Raw genomic sequence first — 21,770 nt, 5'->3', positions numbered from 1 at the left:
TCCGGCTTAAGCCAGCCGCGCGATCACCGACTTGGTCTCCAGGAAGGCGCCGATACCCTCCGCTCCGCCCTCACGACCCCAGCCGGATTCCTTGTAGCCGCCGAACGGCGTCCAGAATTCGGTCGGCCGGTGGGTGTTGATCCAGATCGTTCCGGCCCGGATCGCACGCGCAACCGTATGTGCCTTCGACAGCGACGTGGTATAGACAGCGCCCGCCAGTCCATAGCGCGACCTGTTGGCCTCGGCGATCGCCCAGTCGAGATCGTCGAAGGGCATGGCCGAAAGCACCGGGCCGAATATCTCCTCGCGCACCACGGTGGCGTCCGCCGGGGCGTGAGAGAGAATGGTCGGCTCGATGAAATAGCCCGTCGTGCCGCGGCGCTTGCCGCCGATGGCGATCTCCGCGCCGTCCGCGACACCACTGTCGATATAGGACATCACCGTATCGAACTGGCGCTGCGAGATGACCGGCCCCATCTGGGTGCGCTCGTCCATGCCGTCGCCGACGACCAATTTCTGCGCGAGATCCGATACCGCGCGGATCAGCCGATCGTAGATGCCGCGCTGCGCATAGAGGCGCGATCCAGAATGGCAGGCCTGGCCCGAATTGCTCATGATCCCGCCCAGGATCGCGGGCGCCGCCGTCTCGATGTCGGCATCGTCGAGCACGATGACCGGCGACTTGCCACCCAGCTCGAGCGAAAGGCGCTTGAGGTTGCCGACCGACGCTGCGATCAGCCTGCGGCCGGTGGCGGTCGATCCGGTGAAGCTGATCTTGTCGACATCCGGATGGTCGGCGAGCGCCTGCCCCACCACCGGTCCGAAACCGGTGACCATGTTCACGACGCCTGCCGGCACGCCCGCGTCCATCGCGATCCGCACGAGGTTGACCGTGTTGAGCGACGTATCCTCGGCGGGCTTCACGACGACGCTGCAGCCGGCGGCAAGCGCGGGCGCCAGCTTGTGGCACGCCAGCATGAACGGCCCGTTCCACGGCACGATCAACGCCGCGACGCCGACCGGTTCCTTCAGCGTGTAGCCGAAGAAGGCATCGCCGACGCCGATCTCGCCGGTCTGGCCATGGATCTTGCCGATCCACCCGCCGAAATAGCGGAACGCCTGCGCGCCGTTGGCGATCGTCATGCGGGCCATGGCGATCGGCATGCCGTTTTCGCGGGTCTCGTTGATCGCGAGCTGCTCGGCTTCGGCCTCGATCCGGCTGGCGATGTCGAACAGGATCTTCGCGCGCATCGGATAGGGCAGCCCGATCCAGCGCCGATCCTCGAAGGCGATCCGCGCCGCGCGGACGGCCGCATCGACGTCGGTGGGATCGCCTTCCGATACGTTACCCATGCTCTCACCGGTGGCGGGGTTGATGCTCGCGAAGGACGCGCCGGCGCCCGTACCCCGCCACTGGCCGTCGATCAGGAGCGTCGACGCGGCTTCTGCCGTCGCCACCACGCGTTCCCGCAGGTCGCTCGATTGCATCACACTCTCCTAGATCCGCTCATGACGCCGGTTCGGTTTCGAACACATCGGCGCAGAAATCCATCGCATCCGCTCGCCAGCGCCCGCCGGCCCTGACCGGAAGATCTAGTGACAGATGCTGTTCCGCGCCAAGCTCGAAACGCGGCCATTTCGTCAGTCCGGGCGCATTGGGCCGGCCGCTTTCGGCAAAGGCCAGAAGATAGCTCTGTACTGTCTCCGCCATCTCGCCGTCGTCGGGGCCAACGTGAGGTCGGGTGTCGAGAAACGTCTCGGCCTCCTCCGAATGGGTCGGCGGCTGGGTCGTCTCGCCGTGGCGATAGGAATAGACGAAGCGATATGTATTCGGTTGCCGCCGCGCGAAGGCGCGAGCCACCTTCTCGGTCGGATGGTTGATCGACACATCGCCATAGGCCGCCGCCACGGCTTCGCCGACCTCCGCGTCAGAACCGGCCGGGTAGCGCTTCATGGCCTCGGCCGCATAGTCGCCAAACGTGCTCTTCAGGTAGGCAGCATAAGCTTGCTGCGAACCGATCCCCATCCGGCGTGTAAAAAAGCGTCCCTCATCCTCGTTGGTGCCGATGATCGCCGGGATCGCATCGAAACCGTCCCGTTCATAGGCGCGATCGGTATCGATCAGCCAGCCATCGACGATCGGCCGCACCGGCCGCGCCACCGACAGGTTGGAAGGCGCGGCGGAGAGTGCCTTAGTCGCAGCCAGCAAGGCATCCGCCGGCATCGACCGCAGGTCTTCGACGGAGCCTTCGAGCCCTGCGGCGGACCGCTCGGCCTCCTCTAGGGTCAGCAGCGGCGCGATCGATCCGGGCGAGAGGAAGATTGCGTGGTCGAACAGACGGCGCTCGATCGGCGTGGTAAGCAGCAGCAGGCCGGCCGCCGCGCCCGACGATTCCGCCATATAGGTGATGCGGCCGCTGTCGCCGCCGAACGCCGCGATATTATCGCGCACCCATTTCAGCGCCGCGACGTGATCCATCAGCCCGTAATTGCCCGAGCTGCCCGTCGGGGATTCGGCGGTGAGCGCAGGATGCGCGAGGAAGCCGAACAGACCGAGCCGGTAGTTGAACGACACGACAACCGCACCGCGTGCGGCCAGGCGCGCCAGATCTTCGACCACGAACGATCCGCCCCCGGTCGAGAAAGCGCCGCCGCCCGACCAGACGATGACCGGCCAGCCGCCTCCCCGCCGCTCCTCGGGCGCCCAGACGTTGAGATAGAGGCAGTCTTCGGATTGCCCCGGCGCCCGCGTCTCGCGGAGGCCCGCCACCTGGATGGCATCGTGTCCGAACGCCGTCGCGTCGCGCACGCCCCCCCAGCCCGCCGCCGGCTGCGGCGGCTTCCAGCGCAGCGCGCCGACCGGTGCCGCTGCGTAGGGAATACCCCGGAAGCCGGCAACGCCCCCGCCGAGCGGGATACCCCGCACCGATCCGGAGCCTGTTTCGATGATGGGATCCGACATGATCAGCCCTCAACCGCCCCGAACATGGAATTCGACCTGCCCGAGCCTCTGCATCTCCAGCCGCACATGCTGGCCGGGCGCGAGCGGCTCGGCGGCGGTGGCACCGCCCGCCATCACCACGTCACCCGCCTGCAGCGGTTCGCCGGCCCGCGCCGCGAGCCGCGCCGCTGCGACGAGCGAGCGGATGGGATTACCTAGGATCGACGCGGTCGATCCGATCTGCCGCGCCTGTCCGTCGATCTGGAGGATCAGGCCAAGGTTCGAGAGATCCGTCGACGGATCGGCCCAGGCCCCGGTGACGAACGCCGAAGACGAACTGTTGTCGGCGATCACGTCGGTGAGCGAGAATTTGAAATTCTCATAGCGGCTGTCGATGATCTCGAGTGCCGGCGCTACACCGGCCAGCGCAGCCCGCGCCGCCATCGGGGTGATCGTCTCGCCGAGCGGCGCGGCGAGCAGGAAGGCCACCTCCGGCTCGACGCGCGGGTGGACGAAGGCGGGGAAATCGATCGACCCGCCGTCCTCGACGAGCATCGCGTCGGTCAGCCGACCCCACAGCAGATCCTGGATGCCCATCTGCGCCATTTTCGCGCGGCTGGTCATGCCCATCTTGATGCCGATCCGCCGCTCGCCGCGCGTATAGCGCAGCGCCATCGACTGGGCCTGCACCGCATAGGCATCTTCGACGTTCAGTCGCTCGACGAGCTGGGGCGTGGCGGTCGCGTTGCGCGCAGCACCGTCAAGGCGCGCGGCGAGGTCCGCGATCAGCGTCATCACGCCTCCTCCCTCTGCTTGAGCATGTCGAGCGCGACATCGACGATCATGTCCTCCTGACCACCGACCATTTTTCGGCGGCCGAGTTCGACAAGGATCGCGCGTGTATCGATGCCATAATCCGCCGATGCCTTCTCGGCATGGCGTAGGAAGGACGAGTAGACGCCTGCATAGCCCAGCGCGAGCGTCTCGCGGTCGACGCGCACCGGGCGGTCCTGCAGCGGCCGGACGAGGTCTTCGGCCGCGTCCATCAGCGCCATGACATCGCAGCCGTGGTTCCAGCCCTTGCGATCGGCGGCGGCGACGAACACCTCGAGCGGCGCATTGCCCGCCCCCGCGCCCATGCCCGCGAGGCTGGCATCGATGCGCACCGCTCCCTCCTGCGCCGCGACGATCGAGTTGGCGACGCCGAGCGAGAGGTTGTGGTGCGCGTGGATGCCGCGCTGTGTCTCGGGCTTCAGGACGCGATCGTAAGCGCGCAGCCGCTCCCGCACCCCGTCCATGTCGAGCGCGCCGCCGCTGTCCGTTACGTAGATGCACCGGGCCCCGTAGCTCTCCATCAGAAGCGCCTGGGCGGCGAGCGCGTCCGCCTCGATCATGTGGCTCATCATCAGGAACCCCGAGACATCCATCCCGAGATCGCGTGCGATGCCGATGTGCTGCTTCGAAACGTCCGCCTCGGTGCAATGGGTGGCGACACGGACCGAACGGACGCCGACATCGTAGGCGCGCCGCAACTCCTCGACCGTGCCGACGCCCGGCAGGATCAGCGTCGTCAGAACCGACCGGGTCAGCACGTCGGCGACGGCCTCCAGCCACTCCCAGTCGGTATGGGCGCCGAACCCGTAGTTGAAGCTGGCGCCGTTGAGGCCGTCGCCATGCGCGACCTCGATCGCGTCGACACCCGCCTGATCCAGTACTTGCGCAATCGCCCGGACGTGATCGATGCCATACATGTGGCGGATGGCATGCATGCCGTCGCGCAGCGTCACGTCCTGGATGTACAGACGGTCCTTTGTAACATCGAACGTCATGCCGCGACCTTTCTCGACAGGATCTTCCCGGCCAACCGCTCGCCCGTGGCCTTCGCGGCGGCGGTCATGATGTCCAGATTGCCGGAATAGCTGGGCAGATAGTCGCCCGCCCCTTCGACCTCGAGGAAGATCGAGGTCTTGAGGCCGGTGAACTCGCCATGCCCCGGTATCTTCAATCGGTCGTTGTCGCCGTAGCGCTCGAACTGGACCTGTTGCTTGAGGCGGTAGCCCGGCACGTAGGACTGCACCTTCTGCACCATCTCCTCGACGGATGCCCGGATCCGATCCTCGTCGGCGCCTTCGGAGAGAGTGAACACCGTGTCGCGCATGATCATCGGCGGTTCCGCGGGGTTGAGGATGATGATCGCCTTACCCTTGGCCGCGCCGCCGACCTTCTCGATCGCCGCTGCAGTCGTGCGTGTGAATTCGTCGATATTGGCGCGCGTCCCCGGCCCCGCCGAGCGCGAGGACACCGAGGCGACGATCTCGGCATAATGGACGGTCGCGACCCGGGAGACCGCCGCCACCATCGGGATGGTCGCCTGCCCGCCGCAGGTGACCATGTTGACGTTGGGCTGGTCGAGATTGGCATCGCCGTTGACCGGTGGGATGATGAACGGGCCGATCGCGGCGGGAGTCAGGTCGACGACCTGCTTGCCGTCCGCGCGCAACACCGCGTCGTGCACCTTGTGCGCATAGGCCGAGGTCGCGTCGAAGACGATGTCTATCTGCGGATAGGCGGCAAGGCCCTTCAGCCCGTCGATACCGAGATGCGTGGTCTCAATGCCGTACTCGCGCGCCATCGCGAGGCCCTCGGAAGCCTCGTCGATGCCGACGACCGCGACCAGCTCCATATTCTGGGGATATTTGACCATCTTGATCATCAGGTCGGTGCCGATATTGCCCGAACCGATGATGGCTGCCTTGATCCTTGCCGTCATGCTGCCCTGCCCGATCCTGCTTGCTGTCCGAAAGTCACGCGAACCCTGCCGATGCCGTCGATCCGCGTCTCGAAGGTATCGCCCGGATGCGCCTCGACCATCGGGCCGAGTGCGCCCGACAGGACGACATCGCCCGCCCGGAGAGGCCGGCCGACACGCGCGAGCGTCCGCGCCAGCCATCCCAGCGCGTGCAGCGGGTGCCCAAGGCATGCGGCCCCCGCGCCGAAGCTGACGGGATCGCCGTTCTTTTCGAGCACCATCCCGCAGAGCCTGAGATCGACCGCGTCGAGCGCCACGGGTCGCGTGCCCAAAGCGAACAGCCCGCACGAGGCGTTGTCGGCGACCGTGTCGACGATTCCGATGTCCCAGCCGCGGATGCGGCTGTCGACGATCTCCAGAGCCGGCAGTGCATAATCGATCGACGAGAGGATTTCGGCGGTAGTCAGCCGCTCCACGTCGGGCGTGCGCGCCATGACGAAGGCGATCTCCGCCTCCACCTTGGGCTGTAGCAATATTCCGGCCTCGATCGTCGCCCCATCCTCGATCGCCATGTCGGCGAACAGCACGCCGAAATCGGGCTGATCGACGCCGAGTTGTTTCTGGACAGCTTTCGATGTCAGGCCGGTCTTGGCACCGACGATGATGCGGCCCTCCGCCAGCCAGCGGTCGGTATTGACCGATTGGATCGCATAGGCGTCATCGATCGTGGCGGCGCCCGCTTGATCACGGATCGGTGCAACAGCGCCCGCGCGATAAGCCGCCGCAAGGCGGTCCGCATGCGCCTGCATCCCGGAGGCGCTTCCGGCGGGAATCACGCCGCATCCTTCCATTCGACATCTCCAAAACAGAGGAATTGCCACATGCGCTCGTAGATGCTGCCGGATCCGGTGGCCCGTCCCCGCACCTCCGACTCATCGAATTCGATCGGCTCGATCCCGGCAGCCCGGGCGGTCATTAATGCGAGTTCGATCCGCGCTGCATCCTCAAGGAAGAAGGCGTGAGCACAAGCCATCTCGATGTTGAGGCCCGTCGTCACCGCCCCGTTGCCGCGCAGCACGATGGCGTTTGCGCCGTCCAATGTCTCGGCGACTCGCGCCGCGGACACGTCGTCGCGGATCAGTGCGGTTCCCCACCAGATCGGCGGGGACGGCGCGAAATAGACCCCTAGGCCGTGCACGGCGCGAGGAGTTCGCCCCACGGCCGAGAGCGCCATCAGCGCCGGGGGCTGCACACGACAGATCCCGCCGACATCGGCCCTGCGCCGATAGATCTCGCGGTGAATTCGAACCTCTCCGAGCACCCCGGCCGGCAGCGGCGCTTCGATTGAGACCACGGTACCGCGCGCGTCGACGGGCACCGTCGACAGCGGCCGAGGCGGCCCGACCAGAAACGTCTGGTCATCGATCCGGCTGCTGACATGTCCGTAAGCGTGAGCGAGACCATGGCGGCCCATTGCGCGCGCCGCCAGTCTCAGCCCGAGGTGCGCTTCAGCCGACATTGGCAAACTGCGGCTGAGGCGCCTCGCACGCGGACGGCGCCTTGAATTCGGCGATATCGGGTTTCGATCCCCACATGCAGTAGCTGCGTGGCTCGCGCGGGAACTGCCGCGGCACGTGATCGCGATCCTCCTCAGGCGTAAAGATTCGAACACCGCACGAATATTCGTAGATCATGCCGTCCGGGCCGTAAAAATAGAGGAAGCGAGCGCCCGACGTCGCGTGCCGCCCCGGCCCGAAGGCGATCCGCACGCCTTGCTCGCGCAGGAAATACCAGGATGACATGATGTCATCGACTTCGGCGACCTGAAAGTTGATGTGCTGGACGCCGGGGACAGGCGAAGGGAACAGGGCGATCTTGTGGTGCACCCCGTCGATCCGCAGCAGTGCGGCATCGCCGATCCAGTCGCTGACCCGCGCGCCAAGCCGCTGCGTCCAAAAGGCCTCATCAGTCGCTGCGTCGGTCGTCCGCATACCGACATGGCTGAAGGATGTGATGCCGGCGTCGCGCGACGGGAAATAGCGGGTTCCGCTGGCGTCCGGCCGCGCCACCAGCTCGATCCGATTGCCGCTGGGATCGGTGAAGCGGATCATGTCGCGGACGCGGCGCTGCTCGCATTCCTCCGCGCGCCCATGATGGACGGCGATGCCCGCGTTCTGGAGTTCGGTCGCGACGCGATCCAGCAGCGACGACGACTTCATCTCGAAGCCAACGGCGTGCCCGGACCCCTCGCCCTTCACATAGCAGACGTTGTGATCGCGATCGTCGCCCCGCAGATAGGCGGCATGTGAATCGCGCGCGACGAGCTCCAGTCCGAGGATCCGCGTGGCGAACTCGACGCTCTCGTCGAGCCGCTCGGTGCCGACCCGGACGTAGCGGATATCGTGAAGATCGGTCATGGCTCAGCCCTTGTCAGCGGCGCGGGCGCGGGCACCGACGGACTCGCCGGCGATGAACCAGCGTTCGGTCGGGATCTCCGTCACCACGATGCGGATCTTGTCCCGCGGCGTCGCGAGCGCGACCGAGATTGCCTGGGTGACGTCCTCGGCCATCCGCGAGATCATTGCCTCGCTGCGACCTTCCAGGATGCTGATCTGAGCAAGTGGCATCTCACACCTTCACGCAGATGTTGGTGATCTCGGAATAGAAGGCGATGGAATGCGCGCCGCCTTCCCGCCCGAAGCCGGATTGCCTGGCACCGCCGAACGCCGTTCTCAGGTCGCGCAGGAACCAGCAATTCACCCAGCTGATGCCGACCGCCATCGCCCGGCCGACGCGGTGCGCGCGGGACAGTTCGCGGGTCCACACGGAAGAGGCCAGACCGTAATCGGTATCGTTGGCGAGGCAGATCGCCTCCTCCTCGCTGTCGAAGGGCGCGATATGGCAGCAGGGACCGAATATTTCCTCACGCGTGACGCGCGCAGTCTGCGGGAGCCCCGTCCAGATGGTCGGCTCGACGAAATAGCCACCTGCGGCCGCGCCGGTGAGATCGGGAACGCCGCCTCCCGTGACCAGCTTGGCTCCCTCTTCGATCGCCAGACTATAATAGCCCAGCACCTTCTCGCGATGCTCGTGCGATATCAGAGGGCCGAGATCGGTGCTCTCGTCGTGAGGCAGACCTGGCCGCAGTGCCTCGGCCCGTTCCTTCATCGCGGCGACGAAACGCTCGAAGATCGGGCGCTCCACGTATATCCGCTCCGGCGCCAGGCAGACCTGTCCCGTATTGAGGAAGGCCGCCCGCGCCAGGCCCGCCACCGCCGCGTCGAAATCGCAATCCGCAAAGACGATCGCCGGATTTTTGCCGCCGAGCTCGAAGGACAATGCCTTGGTGGTTGACGCGGCGGAACGCATGATCGCGGCACCCGTCCGCGTCTCGCCCGTGAAAGTGATGGCGCGCAGCCCGGGGTGTGAGGTCAACCGCTCGCCGGTCGAATTGGGGCCGAAGCCGTGAAGGACGTTGAAGGCGCCGGCCGGGACGCCGACCTCGTTCATCACCTCGGCAAGCAATGTCGTGGTCGAGGGCGTCTCCTCGGACGGCTTGACGATCACCGCGTTGCCGCACGCCATCGCCGGGGCGACCTTCCACGTCATGAGCAGCAGCGGCAGGTTCCACGGCGCGATCACGCCGACGACGCCCAGAGGCTTGCGGACCGAATAATTGATGGCCCGCCCGCCGTCGGGCGTGTCCATCTCGAATGCCTCGTCGGGAAGGCTGGCGATGAAGTCCGCGAACACACGGAAATTCGCGGCGCCACGCGGAATATCGAGGTGGGCCGCCATCGCGCGGGGCTTGCCCGTATCGGCGATCTCGGCCTCGAGGAACTCGTCGAAGCGCCGCTCGATGCCGTCCGCGACCTTCATGAGCAGGGCGCGCCGCCGGGCGAGCGGCATATGCCCCCACTCCCCCTCGACGCACTCGCGTGCCGCGGCAACCGCCGCATCGACCATCGCCGCATCCGCCTCGTAAGCCACGGCATGCACATCGCCCGTCGCCGGATTGCGGACGTCGAATGGCGCCCCGCCATCGACGAAGCGACCACCGATGAAATTTGGCAACCGGGTCTGCGCCTGCACGCGGTGCGCACCGTCGGCCGACAATGTCGCTGCGTCCATCTGCCTCTCCTCGCGGCCATCGCATGGCCGTCGGAGGGAGACATACACATCAATCGGAAAGCGTCAATATGTTATGCTATGATAATTTATTTAGACATAGCTTATGGAGGAGGTGCACTGGCCTGCACACGCAGCCCGTCGATCAGGAGATTCAGCATCGTCTGGAGGTGAGCGCCGGCATCCGCGCCGGTTGCCGCCGACAGATTCCCGACGGCCCGCAGAATGTCGTAGGCCGCAATATCCCGACGGACGTCCCCAGCCGCAGCGGCTGCGTGCAACAGAGTCGTCAGGGCGGGTTCGAATCGCGATCTGAAATAATCGGGAAGCGCATCATAGGCCGGATCCCCGGAGTGGAGAGCCGCCGACAACCCCTTCTTCGTCGACATGAACTCGACATAGCGGCGGAGCCACAGGACGAGCGCTTCCATCGGGCCATGATCCCGCGCGAAGCTCTCCGCCGCGTCGCCACACGCGTCGATCTCGCGGCGGAACACCGATGCGATCAGATCGGAACGCTTTGGGAAGCGTCGGTACAGCGTCCCCAGTCCCACGCCGGCCGTGCTGGCGATGGTGCGGATCGGAGCATCGACGCCGTACTCCACGAAAACGCGAGTGGCGGCTTCGAGGACCGCTTCTTCACTGCGCTGGGCGTCGGCGCGCAGGGCGCGCGTCGCCTTAACCGTCCCAAGTTCCTCGCCCGCGCTGCTCGTGGCGCTATCCAAACCCACCTCCACTATTGATAAACGGATCAATGTTCCGTATCTCTGATTCGGATCAGCGATCCGATTCCATTCTAGGCGCGCGGGCGCCGGGCGCCAATGCGTAGCAAGGATGATCCATGAACCACCTTATCGACACAGCCCAACATCTGCCGGTCCGCGAGTGCTTGCAGACGATATCGATCAGCCCGATACGGCTTGAAGCGGCGTGGCGTCCCTATCCTCTCGAACTCAGGATCACCGCGCCCGTCTCCGGCTCCGATCTGCCTATCCTCCTGCTGTCGCATGGCGATGGCCCGTCCCTCTATCTGCCCTCCAAGGACGGCTATGGGCCGCTCGCCAACTTCTATGCGGAACAGGGCTTCGTGGTCGTGCAGCCGTCTCATGCCAATTCGAAGATCGCGGGCCTCCCGCGCGATCGCCCAGGCGCCCCGCTGTTCTGGCGAGAGCGCGTGCAGGAGATGACGCTCATCCTCGACCGCCTGGAGGATATCGAAGCCGGCACCCCTGCTTTTACGGGGCGGTTCGATCATGACCGGATCGCGGCGGTTGGTCACTCAATGGGCGGACAGACGGTCGGGATGCTGCTCGGCGCCCACCTGACCGATCCGAAGGACGCGACCGCGACCGACGTCGATATGTTCGAGTCGCGCATCAAGGCCGGCGTGCTCCTGACGCCTCCGGGTCGAGGCGGCGATGATCTGAGCGATTTCGTGCGCGAGAATTTCTCGTTTCTGAACCCCGATTACACCCATTTGAGGACGCGCGCGCTGGTCGTCGTCGGAGACGCCGACACCAACCCCTTCATGACCGTGCGTGGGCCGGAATGGTATGATGCGGCATATAACGATGGTCCGGCTTGTGATGCCAAGCTGACGATACATGGAGGGCGGCATGGGATTGGCGGGATTGCCGGATACGATGCCAAGGAGACCGACGACGAAGATCCCGACAGGCTGGCCACTGTACAACGGATGACGAGCGCTTATCTGCGGTCGGCGCTTTATGTTGACGACCTATCTTGGCCGGAAGCGTGCACCGCCCTCACGGATAAAGCGGGAAACTTAGGCCACGTCGATACGAAGTTCGTGGGATGAATAGTGCTTTGAAGATGACCGGGACATCGAGCCTATATCGATCGTGCCGTTCCTGCTCAAGATTCGCCATGAAATCTGCCATCGCACCGAATGGCAGCGCGGAGTGATGCCTGACCGTCGTCCGGTCGCGCCTAACGAGGATGAACTCGATATGCCCTCTCTATCGAGCTGAATTCTCTCCGCTTCGATGACCGGGGGCTCTAGCTGTATATGGCGTGCGTCCGATATGACCCCTCGTCCTGGAGGTCGTCTCGGGTATCTTCAACCAGATTGGCTGCAACCCCCCGAGGATGCCTCAGATTTCGTTGATAGCCATAAACGCCCGAAGGGTCCTGAAATCAGCGCAGCGAGGCATCGAACGCGCAATGCGAAGCGATCCGCCACTGGATATCGCTCCCAAACCGCCAAAGGCAAATCGTCCAGCAGTGACCATTGCTGCGCCGGTATCCTCGATGCAGACACGCCAAAATCGGCGGCACTGAGCAGGGAGCGACAGCGAAAGCTATCGCGCGAACGCTTTTGCGCCGCCCCGGCCGATAGCCCATGGTACAACTGGCCCTTCAGACTCTGATATCAGGACGGCTTGGCGGTAGATCAAAATCCTTCGAGAACGATCTTGCCTTTCATTGCGCCGCTTTCGACCAGCGCATGCGCTCGTTCGAGATTGGCGGCGTTGATCGGCGAAAGACGCGCGGTCAGCGTCGTACGGATGCTACCTTCGTCCACGAGGGCTGCGATGTCGTTCAATATCCTCCCTTGTTCGGCAATATCAGGCGTTTCGTAGAGGGATCGCGTGAACATCAGTTCGGGATGGATGGACACCGCCTTGGACTTGAACAGCATGATATCGAGACCCTGATCGTCGATGAAGCCGAGCCGTCCCTGCGGCGCAATCAGCTCGGCGATCTCGGCGGCATGCTGGTCGGTGTGCGTGGTCGAAAAAACGAAAGCCGGTGCGGTGATGCCGAGATCGGCCAGTTGGGCCGTCAGCGGCTTCGTGTGATCGACGACGTGATGTGCGCCGAGCGAGAGCACCCAGGCTTTGGTTTCGGCCCGCGAAGCAGTGGCGATGACGGTCAGATCGGTTCTCTGACGTGCGATCTGGATCGCCATCGAGCCGACGCCGCCTGCGCCGCCGATGATCAGGACCGCAAGCATAGCGCCCGGCACCGGCTTCGTCACATCGATACGATCGAAGAGGGCCTCCCAAGCCGTCAGCGCAGTGAGCGGAAGCGCCGCTGCTTCCGCCCAGTCGAGGGTGTTGGGTTTTCGGCCGACAATACGCTCGTCGACGAGATGAAATTCGGCGTTTGTGCCCGGTCTGGTGATCGTGCCCGCATAGAAGACCTCGTCGCCCGGCCGGAACGAGGTCGCATCGGGCCCCGCCGCGTGGACGACGCCGGCAGCATCCCAGCCCAAAACTTTCCAGCCATCTGCTTCGGGCGAAGTGCTGAGGCGAACCTTATAGTCGACCGGGTTCACGGAGACGGCCTTCACCTCGACCAGGATGTCGCGCCCGGCCGGTACGGGCTTCGGCAATTCGATGTCGACGAGCGAAGCGTCGCCCGTGATCGGGCCCGGTGTTTTGTATCCAACAGCTTTCATGGCTTTTCTCTAGCTAGAGGAGCGCGCATCCAGAGCGCCGCATCGTGATCCGTGAAATTCGATGCTCCGGCACGAATGAAGGGCGATCGATCGAGATCAGCGGGCTTCAGCATGGTCCAAATAGCCCTTGGCATCGTCTTCGGCGTCATAGCCGTAGAGCCATTGTTGCTTGTCCCGACCAACGCCTGACAGGCCAGCCGATCCAAACGCGGCGTCCCGCGCGCGCTGTTCGTCTCCGTCGGGAAGGTGGAACCTCGTGTTATTCGCAAGCGAGGTCGCCTGGATCTCGCTCGATCGAGCACGCCTGATCGCGTCGTAAGCGATCAACGCGTTCTCGCGGGCGCCCAGACGCTGTAGGCACGTCGCGAGCACGACCGCGTCCTCCACGGCCTGGTTGGCGCCCTGCGCCAAAAACGGAAGCATCGGATGAGCGGCATCACCTAGGAGCGCCAACCGCCCGGAATAGAAACTTTCGAGCGGGGCTCGGTCGTAGAGGGCCCAGACCGAGACCGCGTCGGCCGCCTCGAACACATGCAGCAGATCCGATGTCCATCCCGAATAGGCATCGAGCAGGTCACCGATCTCGCCAGGCTCGTTCCACGATTCCCGGCCCGACCGCTCCAGCGGAAGCGTTGCGGCAAAGCTGATCGTCCTGCCTGCGGAAATCGGATAGCAGCCGCAATGCTGGTCAGGCCCGAGCCACAGATTGACGTTTCCCAGGAAACGTGGGTTCGAGATACGGTCGGCCGGAACAAGGCCCCGGAACACGCTCTGACCCGAATAGCGCGGAAGATCTGCTGCGATCGCGCCGCGCACCACCGAATGGATGCCGTCGGCCCCCACTACGATTTGCGCTTTCACCTGACGGCCGTCGGCGAAGGTCAGCCGCGGCTCGCCGTCCTGCCCATCGAGCTTCACGATCTCCGCGCCGGTCTCGACGACCCCCTGCGGGATGGCATCGAGCAGCGTCTGATGCAGGTCGGCGCGGTGGATCGTTACGTGGGGCGCACCGAACGTCGACGCAACCTCGCGCAACGATGTCGTCGCCAGGGAGCTGTCGTCGTTCCAGCGCGAAAAGATCTGCGCCTTGGGCAGGACACCAGCCTTTTCCAGTCGCTCGCGCAATCCGAGCCGGTACAAAAGCTTCGAGGCGTTGGGCGCAATCTGAATGCCTGCGCCGACCGGGCCAAACCGGGAGACCCGCTCGTAGACACGCGCCTCGACGCCTGTTCCCTGCAATGCGAGGGCCAGGGTGAGGCCACCGATCCCGCCTCCGATGATCGCGACGTCCACGCTTTCCATGGTGCTACTCCTTCAAGCGACCTGATGGCGGCTGTCCATAAGGACTCGCCGTCGCATGGTTGGTAGCAGTTCAAGTTCACTTGAGGTCAAGCCGCGTTCGACACGCCCCCGCCTGTGGTCGGATGCCGGCCGCGAAAGGCGGATCGCGTCGCTAACGGTATTATCCGCCGACCGAGAGCCCTATTCAATGGGGTTCGCCGGCGAAATCCAACCAACATGGGCGTACCTGCCTTGCCGGCGTGGACAGCTCCTTCAGCCGCGCTTTGCTCGACTATATATCGGCACTCGAAGGGATCAGCCAAGTCGCTCTGACGAAAGCCATGCGCCGGCTGGAGCGATATCGCCATTCAATCAAGTCGATTGGCGTCGCGCAGTTTTCAGGAAACGGCATCCCAGATAGCCGACGACGACGACGATCCATCGTAGGATCATGGTTGGCAGCGACCGCACTACGAGCGCGGCGACGAGCACGGCTGGCACCCCGCCTGCAGCCAGTCCGATCGCCACCGACCGATCGAAGGCGCTCGATCTGATGATGCGAGCCGCAGAAACCGGCATCAGCACGGCGCACGAACCCATCATAATTGGAAATGCCGCTGCCGTATTCATGCCCAACAGGCTCACCAGAATCATGCAGGGCCCATAAAGCCCGACGCCGAACACCATCAGCATACCGAGCAGGACATTGCCGCCAACGGCGGCCGCCAGTCGCACTCCGGTCAGGCCGGTCGCATCGCCACCCAATGGTAACCAGCCCAGATTTGTCAGAACCATCATCGCGGAAGCGACGAGCAGCGCCAGCCCTATGCAGAGCCGGATCACCCGAACCGATGTCTTCGGAAGGAGCATGGCCCCCAGCCATGCGCCCACCACCGCCGCAACGATCATGAGAGTTAGCGTGACCCGATCGACTTTCACCGCGGCGATGAAAACCGCTGCCTGCGCGAACACCGGCAATGCGTGCCCCACGATCAGGGTGCCGGGGATATTCCTATCGTCGGTCAGGCGGAAGGATTTCAAAGCGACGGTCGTCGTAGCGAACGAGCCTATGCCGAATGTGTCGAAGAAGTTCGTGATGGCACCCAACGTCACGTAGCCGGCCATCCGGGCGCGAGGTGGCGCTCTCGTATGGTCTGCGGGAGGGCCGCTCATCGTGGCGTCTGCTTCGCTCCGGCGGGTCCTGATACGGTTCCGGCCGCCGGCTTCACATACCGGTCGAGCCAGTCGGTCATCTGCCAGAGCGTTTCCTGGGTGGATTCCTCCGCCTCGTACCAATGCGCCTCGTGCGGCAGCACGACGTAGCGCACCGTTGCCCCCTGCCCCTTCAACGCAGCGTACATGCGCTCGGATTGGATCGGGAACGTCCCCGGATTGTCGTCGGCCTCGCCGTGCATCAGGAGGATCGGCGCCTTGATCCGATCGGCGAAGTTGAACGGCGACATCGCGCGATAGACGTCCGGCGCCTGCCAGTAGGTACGCTGCTCGGCCTGGAAACCGAATGGTGTCAGGGTGCGGTTATAGGCACCGGACAAGGCCAGTCCCGCCCGGAAATAATCGGTGTGAGCCAGCAAATTGGCTGTCATGAACGCGCCGTAGCTATGCCCCCCGACCGCGATGCGGCCGCGATCGGCGATGCCCAGCGCGACCACCGCATCGATGGCCGCTTTCGCGTCGGCGGACAGTTGCTGCACGTAGGTGTCGTTCGGCTCGGCACCTTGCTCACCGACGATCGGCATCGCCGGATCGTCGAGCACCGCATAGCCCCGTGTCGCCAGATAAAGGTCGCTGAACCAGCGTGGACGGATAAAGCGATTGCCATCGTCGACCGTCTGGCCGGCGACCGAAGCATCGGTGAACTCGGCCGGGTAGGCCCAGAGCAGGGTCGGCAGCGGTCCGTCACGCGTGGAGTCGTAGCCCACCGGCAGGTAGAGCGTGCCGGACAGCGGCAATCCGTCCGACCGTCGATAGGTCACCGACTGCCGGCGCACCCCGGCGAAGTCCGGCATGGGATCCGCGAAATCGGTTACGCGCCGGGGGGAGGCGTCGGTACCGGAATGAACCATATAATTCGGTGGCTCGGTCGCACTCTCGCGCCGCGTCAGGATCTCGGTGCTGGCCGGATCGAGAAGCGCCATGACCTCTTCGTAATAAGGCGGCTGCGCCGTCCAGAGCCGCCGTTCGCTGCCACCGGCCAGGGGCGCTTCGGCAAGGAATGGAAAGGCGCCCGCCTTGCCCGCGCCGACGCCGGTCATGAACAATCCCGCATGATCCGGCGTGAACTGCATCACCGGCATGCCCGCTGCGTTGGCGCGCAGGAGCGGCATGCCAGGATCACCATATTGATCCTGGTAATTCCATGTCAGGAACAACCGGGCCGCGGCAGGCCGGCCCGGTGCGATCATATAGCGTGTTTCGGTCCGCGACTTCCATTCGCGGTCGATCGCCATCGCGACGCCGTCATCGCCCCAGAGCAAGGCATAATAACGGCTCCTTAGATCGACGAGCTTGACTGGCGCCGCTGAAAATGGTGCCGCCTGCTCCAGAAGGCGATCATGATACGGAACGGCCGCCTTCGGATCGCCGCCATCCTGCGCTTCAACCCATGCCAATGTCGCGGGCGCGTCAGAGCGCCACTGTTCCTCGCGCGGACCACGGGCGCGGGCGTCGAAATCGACGGGCAGATCGTCGGCCAGCGGCCGGTCTGCGATCAGCCGAACACGCTGACCCTGCATGGTCGACACGGCGATCTCGGTCGGGAAGAGATTGGCCGGCAGGACGTAGCTGTAAGGCCGCTTCAGCCGCTCCGTGAGCAGGTAACGACCATCCGGCGAGATCGAGAAATTCTGCCAGAGGCCGGTCGCGGTAATCGACGTCTTCGGCCCGCCATCGACGGGAACACGCTCCAGACGGCCGGAGAAGTAGAAATCGAACAGCGCCTCGTCCTGCTTGTTCTGGAGGAGGTCCTCGAACGTCCATGCGGCGACGGCGCGGCCGTCATTCTCCTGGACGACCGGGGCGTTCGCCTCGGCTTGCGCGGGCGGCGACGCCGCCCGGTCGGGATTCTGCACGCGGACGACGAGCGCCTTGCTGTCCGGCGACCAAACGTAGGGCCAGCCTTCGAACACTGCGTTCACGCGCCCGATCAGCTTTCGGGCGACGCCATTGCGATCGGCGATCCAGAGCGCAAGCCCGTCTTTCTCCTGCACGACGAACGCGAGATGGCGACCGTCCGGCGACCAGCCTGGTGCCATGAAGCGGGTATCGGGCGGCAATGCGACCTTCACCTCGCGACCGTCCGCGATCGAGCGGAAGGCAAGGCTGTCGAGCCAGTCGACCCGCTCCTCCGCCGGCCCGTCGGTCGCGGGATCGATACGCGTGCCGGCGAGGCGCAGGATGGGCTTGGCCAGTGTCGCGATGTGGGGCAGCCCCTCCCGTCCGATGATCGCCAGGCTGGTCTGGTCGGGCGAAACCAGCACCCTGGGCATCGGCTTGGCGTCGATCATCGCCGCGATCGGCGACGGCGCCCGATGATAACCGTCCGCGATGGGCGGAGCCGCCCGCGCTGCGGTCGCGAGAAGGATTGCCGGGGCGATCTTGCTGAACCTCACTGCTGGCTCCTAGATTCAGGCATCGGCGCTCAAAATTCTCGCGGTCCCGGCTTGAAATTCGTGGGCACGGGCTGCCCGGCGAGGTTGGAGACGAAATAGTCCCACGCCCGCTTCATCACGTAGCTCGGCATCTGGTGGCCGGCGTCGGTCGCCATCAGGAAGTCGAAATCCTTGCCCTGCTTCTCGAGCGCATCGACGAGGCGCAGTGTCTCGGATGGCGGGTTGTTGCAGTCCATATCGCCGTGGACGAGGAGCAGCTTGCCCTTCAACTGATCGGCATATTTGTAGTTGGCCTGCGCCTCGTAGCGGGCATTGTCGGCCGCCGTTTCGAGCGGGCCCTGATACTGCTCGCCCCAATACCAGCCGTAGATGCGGAAATCGTGATTGCCGGCCTCCGACACGCCGACTTTGAAGAAGTCGGGATAGTGGAGCAGGCCCGCCGCCGCCGCATAGCCGCCGCCTGAATGGCCGAAGATGCCGGCGCGGCTCGCATCGATCCAGGGATAGCGGGTGGCCAGCTGGCGGATCGCGGCGATCTGGTCCGGCAGGCCGTTGTCGGCGGCGCGGCCATAGAAGAAATCCTGCATCGCCTTGGATCGCTGGGCCGATCCCAGCGCGTTCAGCTTGATGACGATGAAGCCGAGATTGGCGAGCGACTGCCCCATGCCCTCGCCGTGGGTCGCCATGCCGGTCATGTCCTCGGCATGGCGCTCGAAATTGTCCGCCCCCTGGAATTGCCAGACCTTGCCGACGCTGCCCATGAACGGCCCGGGATAGACGTTGGTGACGATCGGATACGTCTTCTTCGGATCGAAATCGACGGGCCTGTACATCACGCCCCAGAGATCGGTCTTGCCGTCGCGGGCCTTGACCGTGAAGGTTTCGGCCGGGCGCCAGCCCAGCCCACGCAATGGCGTCTCGTCGCCGCGTGAGACGGTCATCATGGGCGTGCCGTCGAGGTGAAGGATGCTGGTGACGGGCGGCTTGTCGATCGCGGACAGCGTGTCGATGAAATAGCTGCCGTCCGGCGCCGCATGGATGTCGTGGTCGCCGGGCGCGTCGGTCAGCGCGGTCAGGCCGGTGCCGTCAAAGTGGATGCGATAGAGGTGACGGTAATAGGGATTGCCCGCCGTCTTGCCCCAGGCGGTGAAATAGATCCACTGCGCCTGCGAATCGATCCGGACGATCTTGTCGACCGAATAGTCGCCCTTCTCTACCTGGTTCTTGAGCGTTCCGTCCGGCCCATAGCGGTAGAGATGCCCCCAGCCGTCGCGTTCGGAGAACCAGAAGATGTCCTGCCCGTCGGGCGTGACCGCCACGACATTGTCCTCGCCGCCATTGCTCATCTCGGCGAACGTTTCGGAGCGCTCCTTGATCAGCGCGTGCGCCACGCCGCTGGCCGGATCGACCTTCCAGAAATCGATCTCCTTCGGGCCGCGGTCGGCCGTCTGGATCAGCAGCGCGCGGCTGTCGGGCGACCATTGCGCGGCATTGGGCATGAGGATCAGCCCCGTCGGCGGGACATCGACCTTCACCGAACGGCGGCTCGCCACGTCGAGCAGGTAATAGGTCGCCTGGGGGATCGCCTTGTCGCCGGGCACCGCATAATAATAGCTGTGATCCACCGGCGTCGTGCTGGTCGAAGAATAGAGCGGATAGACGCGGACGCCACGGATATCGCTGCGACGGACGAGCAGGCGCCTGGAATCGGGCGACCAGGCGAACTCTCCCTTGGTCGGCCGGTACCGATCGGCGTCGAGAGTGGCGACCTCGGTGCCCATCTTGAAGCGCGGCCCGTAGCTCCAGAGGGTTTCCCCATCGGTCGTCAGCGCGATCGATCCGGCAGGCGGCGGAGCGAATTGCGGGTTTGCGGGCAGGTTAGGCCCGACGGGCGCTCCGAGATCGCAGCCCTCGCGCTGGCCGGTCGGCAGGAAGGCCGCATCCGCGACGTCCCCGAAGCTGCTATTGCCGTCCGTCGACGAAAGCGGCCGGAGCGGCGGCAACGCGCCCGCCTGTTCGTCCCTCACCGCCACGACATAGGCATTGTGATTCCATACGAAGGCGTCCCATCGCCCGTCGGGCGAGCGGACGGCCCAGTCCGGTACGTCATGGGCACGCTCGGCGGCGATCTCGGCGGCGGTGGCAGGGGCGCAGGTGCTGTCGGTCAGCGCACAGCGATATTCGCGCTCGCGGATCCGCACGGCGAGCCGCGTGTCGCCATCGACCAGCGTCCAGTCCGGCAGCGCCATGGCGTCCACGCGCGTGCCGCCCTCGCGAGACAAAGTCTTTGCGATCGCGACCGCATCGAACAGTGGCGCTTTTGTGCCGGCCTGCGGATCGACCAGGAAGACCGTGCCGGGCTGTTCGTTCAGCCCGAAGGAGCGGAAATAGAAGCGTCGCCCGTCGCTTAGCCAGTGCGGGAAGATGAGTCCGCCGACCTTCCGCTCGTCGAATGCCCGCAGCCGATCGGCTTTGGCATAATCCGCCGCGCTGGCGGCGAGCGCGGCGCCGTTCGCGCCGACGATAGTCAGCGCGGCCAGGGAGATGGCAATTCGGAACGTCGTGGCTCGCATGGACTAACCCTTGATCGGAGACAGCACTTTTCCGGCATCGGCGCCGATGGATGCCGACTGGCTCCGTTCCCACGCCGCGACGGCCGCGGCCAGATCCGCAAGCGCGGTCCCGACCGATTTGAAGATGGTGATCTCGTTAGCCGAGCCGCGCCCTGCCCGGCCCGAGATCAATGCGGCCAGATCCCCGGCGATGGCCTCCCGGGCCAGCACGCCCCGTTCGATCGGATCGATGAGATCGCCCGCTTCGGCGAGCGCGCCTTCGATGCTGTCGACGAAGATCGGCCCACGGGTGATGCCGTGATCGTCGATCTCGCGCATGTCGGGCCGATAGCCGCCGACCAGATCGACGTGCACGCCGGGCGCGAGCCATTCGCCGCGAATGAGCGGCGCGGTTGCACGGGTGGCGGCGCTCACCAAATCGGCGGAGCGAACGGCGCGCTCGATATCGGTGCAGACCTCCACCGGAACGCCGCCGAGATCCTCGCGAACGCTGGAGGCGACACGCTCGGCCTGGTCCGGCCGTCTCGCCCAGATCGCGATATGCTCGATCGGGCGGATGCGGGCATGGGCTGCGGCAAGGTAAGGCGCGAGGTGCCCCGAGCCCAGGACGGTCAGCCGGGTCGCATCCGGCTTCGCCAGCGCATCCGCCGCGATCGCCGAGACGGCGGCGGTCCGCCATGCGGTCAGTTCGCCCGCATCCATGGTCGCGAGCGGCGCGCCACTTTCGAAGTCGAACAGCAGGAACAGGCCCGAGATCACCGGCTCGTCGATCGTTACATTCTCTGGAACCACGGTGAGTATCTTGACGCCCGCGAACCGGCCGGAATACGCCGGCATCACCAGCAGTTCCCGCCTGCGCGAAGCGTCGAGCCGCTGGCGAACCGGGACCGCCGCCGGCTGCACGAAAGCCCGGGCGACCCGACGGTTCAGATCGCCCTGCGCGAGCAACCCGACAAGCGCCTCCCGATCAAGATGCACGGGCACTCAGCATCCCCCTGCTATACCGGTGTTCCGGAGCAAGGCCGGGGACGACGCCCCCGGCCCG

Annotated in this window: 18 protein-coding genes; 1 reads left to right on the top strand and 17 read right to left on the bottom strand. The window is 65.2% G+C overall.

What is annotated here, in order from left to right:
• Positions 1-6: 6 nt before the first annotated feature.
• From HZF05_RS05600 to HZF05_RS05550, 11 genes are all read right to left on the bottom strand, one after another.
• Positions 7-1,488, bottom strand: a complete 1,482-nt coding sequence (locus HZF05_RS05600) for an aldehyde dehydrogenase family protein (RefSeq protein WP_160363387.1) — start codon at positions 1,486-1,488, stop codon at positions 7-9.
• A 19-nt stretch (positions 1,489-1,507) separates the two neighbouring features.
• The gene (locus tag HZF05_RS05595) at positions 1,508-2,962 is read right to left on the bottom strand and encodes a carboxylesterase/lipase family protein (protein WP_160363386.1); all 1,455 of its coding nucleotides are present in this window, start codon (positions 2,960-2,962) and stop codon (positions 1,508-1,510) included.
• A gap of 9 nt (positions 2,963-2,971) precedes the next feature.
• The gene (locus HZF05_RS05590) at positions 2,972-3,736 is read right to left on the bottom strand and encodes a 2-keto-4-pentenoate hydratase (RefSeq protein WP_160363385.1); all 765 of its coding nucleotides are present in this window, start codon (positions 3,734-3,736) and stop codon (positions 2,972-2,974) included.
• The gene (gene dmpG, locus HZF05_RS05585) at positions 3,736-4,770 is read right to left on the bottom strand and encodes a 4-hydroxy-2-oxovalerate aldolase (RefSeq protein ID WP_160363384.1); all 1,035 of its coding nucleotides are present in this window, start codon (positions 4,768-4,770) and stop codon (positions 3,736-3,738) included. Before dmpG ends, HZF05_RS05590 begins: the two co-directional genes overlap by 1 nt.
• Positions 4,767-5,711 carry an acetaldehyde dehydrogenase (acetylating) gene (locus HZF05_RS05580; RefSeq protein WP_160363383.1) on the bottom strand — a complete coding sequence of 315 codons (945 nt, stop codon included), beginning with the start codon at positions 5,709-5,711 and terminating at the stop codon, positions 4,767-4,769. Before HZF05_RS05580 ends, dmpG begins: the two co-directional genes overlap by 4 nt.
• Positions 5,708-6,499, bottom strand: a complete 792-nt coding sequence (locus HZF05_RS05575; RefSeq protein WP_181638816.1) for a 2-keto-4-pentenoate hydratase — start codon at positions 6,497-6,499, stop codon at positions 5,708-5,710. The genes HZF05_RS05580 and HZF05_RS05575 overlap by 4 nt, the downstream gene beginning before the upstream one ends.
• 23 nt (positions 6,500-6,522) lie before the next feature.
• Positions 6,523-7,209, bottom strand: a complete 687-nt coding sequence (locus tag HZF05_RS05570) for a class II aldolase/adducin family protein (RefSeq protein WP_160363381.1) — start codon at positions 7,207-7,209, stop codon at positions 6,523-6,525.
• Positions 7,199-8,107, bottom strand: a complete 909-nt coding sequence (locus tag HZF05_RS05565; protein WP_160363380.1) for a VOC family protein — start codon at positions 8,105-8,107, stop codon at positions 7,199-7,201. The genes HZF05_RS05570 and HZF05_RS05565 overlap by 11 nt, the downstream gene beginning before the upstream one ends.
• Before the next feature lie 3 nt (positions 8,108-8,110).
• Positions 8,111-8,317, bottom strand: coding sequence for a tautomerase family protein (locus HZF05_RS05560; RefSeq protein ID WP_160363379.1), 207 nt, complete (start codon positions 8,315-8,317; stop codon positions 8,111-8,113).
• A gap of 1 nt (position 8,318) precedes the next feature.
• Positions 8,319-9,821, bottom strand: a complete 1,503-nt coding sequence (locus HZF05_RS05555; RefSeq protein WP_160363378.1) for a 2-hydroxymuconic semialdehyde dehydrogenase — start codon at positions 9,819-9,821, stop codon at positions 8,319-8,321.
• A gap of 101 nt (positions 9,822-9,922) precedes the next feature.
• Complete coding sequence (locus HZF05_RS05550) at positions 9,923-10,543, bottom strand: TetR/AcrR family transcriptional regulator (RefSeq protein WP_160363377.1); 621 nt, start codon at positions 10,541-10,543, stop codon at positions 9,923-9,925.
• A gap of 116 nt (positions 10,544-10,659) precedes the next feature.
• Between HZF05_RS05550 and HZF05_RS05545 the strand changes: the two genes are divergently transcribed.
• Positions 10,660-11,637, top strand: a complete 978-nt coding sequence (locus HZF05_RS05545; protein ID WP_160363376.1) for an alpha/beta hydrolase family protein — start codon at positions 10,660-10,662, stop codon at positions 11,635-11,637.
• Between the two features lie 594 nt (positions 11,638-12,231).
• On the opposite strand, the gene HZF05_RS05540 is transcribed toward HZF05_RS05545, so the two are convergent.
• The 6 genes from HZF05_RS05540 to lhpI all read right to left on the bottom strand — a co-directional run bounded on the left by HZF05_RS05540 (position 12,232) and on the right by lhpI (position 21,709).
• Entirely contained in the window at positions 12,232-13,242 is a 1,011-nt protein-coding gene (locus HZF05_RS05540; RefSeq protein ID WP_160363375.1) for a zinc-binding alcohol dehydrogenase family protein, read from the bottom strand.
• A 96-nt stretch (positions 13,243-13,338) separates the two neighbouring features.
• Positions 13,339-14,544, bottom strand: a complete 1,206-nt coding sequence (locus tag HZF05_RS05535) for an FAD-dependent monooxygenase (protein WP_160363374.1) — start codon at positions 14,542-14,544, stop codon at positions 13,339-13,341.
• 351 nt (positions 14,545-14,895) lie between these two features.
• On the bottom strand, positions 14,896-15,648 hold the full coding sequence (locus HZF05_RS05530) for a sulfite exporter TauE/SafE family protein (RefSeq protein ID WP_160363373.1): 753 nt from the start codon (positions 15,646-15,648) through the stop codon (positions 14,896-14,898).
• A gap of 44 nt (positions 15,649-15,692) precedes the next feature.
• The gene (locus tag HZF05_RS22255) at positions 15,693-18,152 is read right to left on the bottom strand and encodes a S9 family peptidase (protein ID WP_343046838.1); all 2,460 of its coding nucleotides are present in this window, start codon (positions 18,150-18,152) and stop codon (positions 15,693-15,695) included.
• 29 nt (positions 18,153-18,181) lie between these two features.
• The gene (locus tag HZF05_RS05520; protein ID WP_160363372.1) at positions 18,182-20,725 is read right to left on the bottom strand and encodes a S9 family peptidase; all 2,544 of its coding nucleotides are present in this window, start codon (positions 20,723-20,725) and stop codon (positions 18,182-18,184) included.
• A 3-nt stretch (positions 20,726-20,728) separates the two neighbouring features.
• Positions 20,729-21,709: a bifunctional Delta(1)-pyrroline-2-carboxylate/Delta(1)-piperideine-2-carboxylate reductase gene (gene lhpI, locus HZF05_RS05515; RefSeq protein WP_160363371.1), complete on the bottom strand. Its 981-nt coding sequence runs from the start codon at positions 21,707-21,709 to the stop codon at positions 20,729-20,731.
• Positions 21,710-21,770: the final 61 nt, after the last annotated feature.

It is taken from the genome of Sphingomonas chungangi, assembly GCF_013778325.1.
Classification (GTDB): Bacteria; Pseudomonadota; Alphaproteobacteria; order Sphingomonadales; family Sphingomonadaceae; genus Solisphingomonas; species Solisphingomonas chungangi.
The sequence above is the reverse complement of the archived record's forward strand: the minus strand, read 5'-3'. Positions and strand labels throughout refer to the sequence as shown.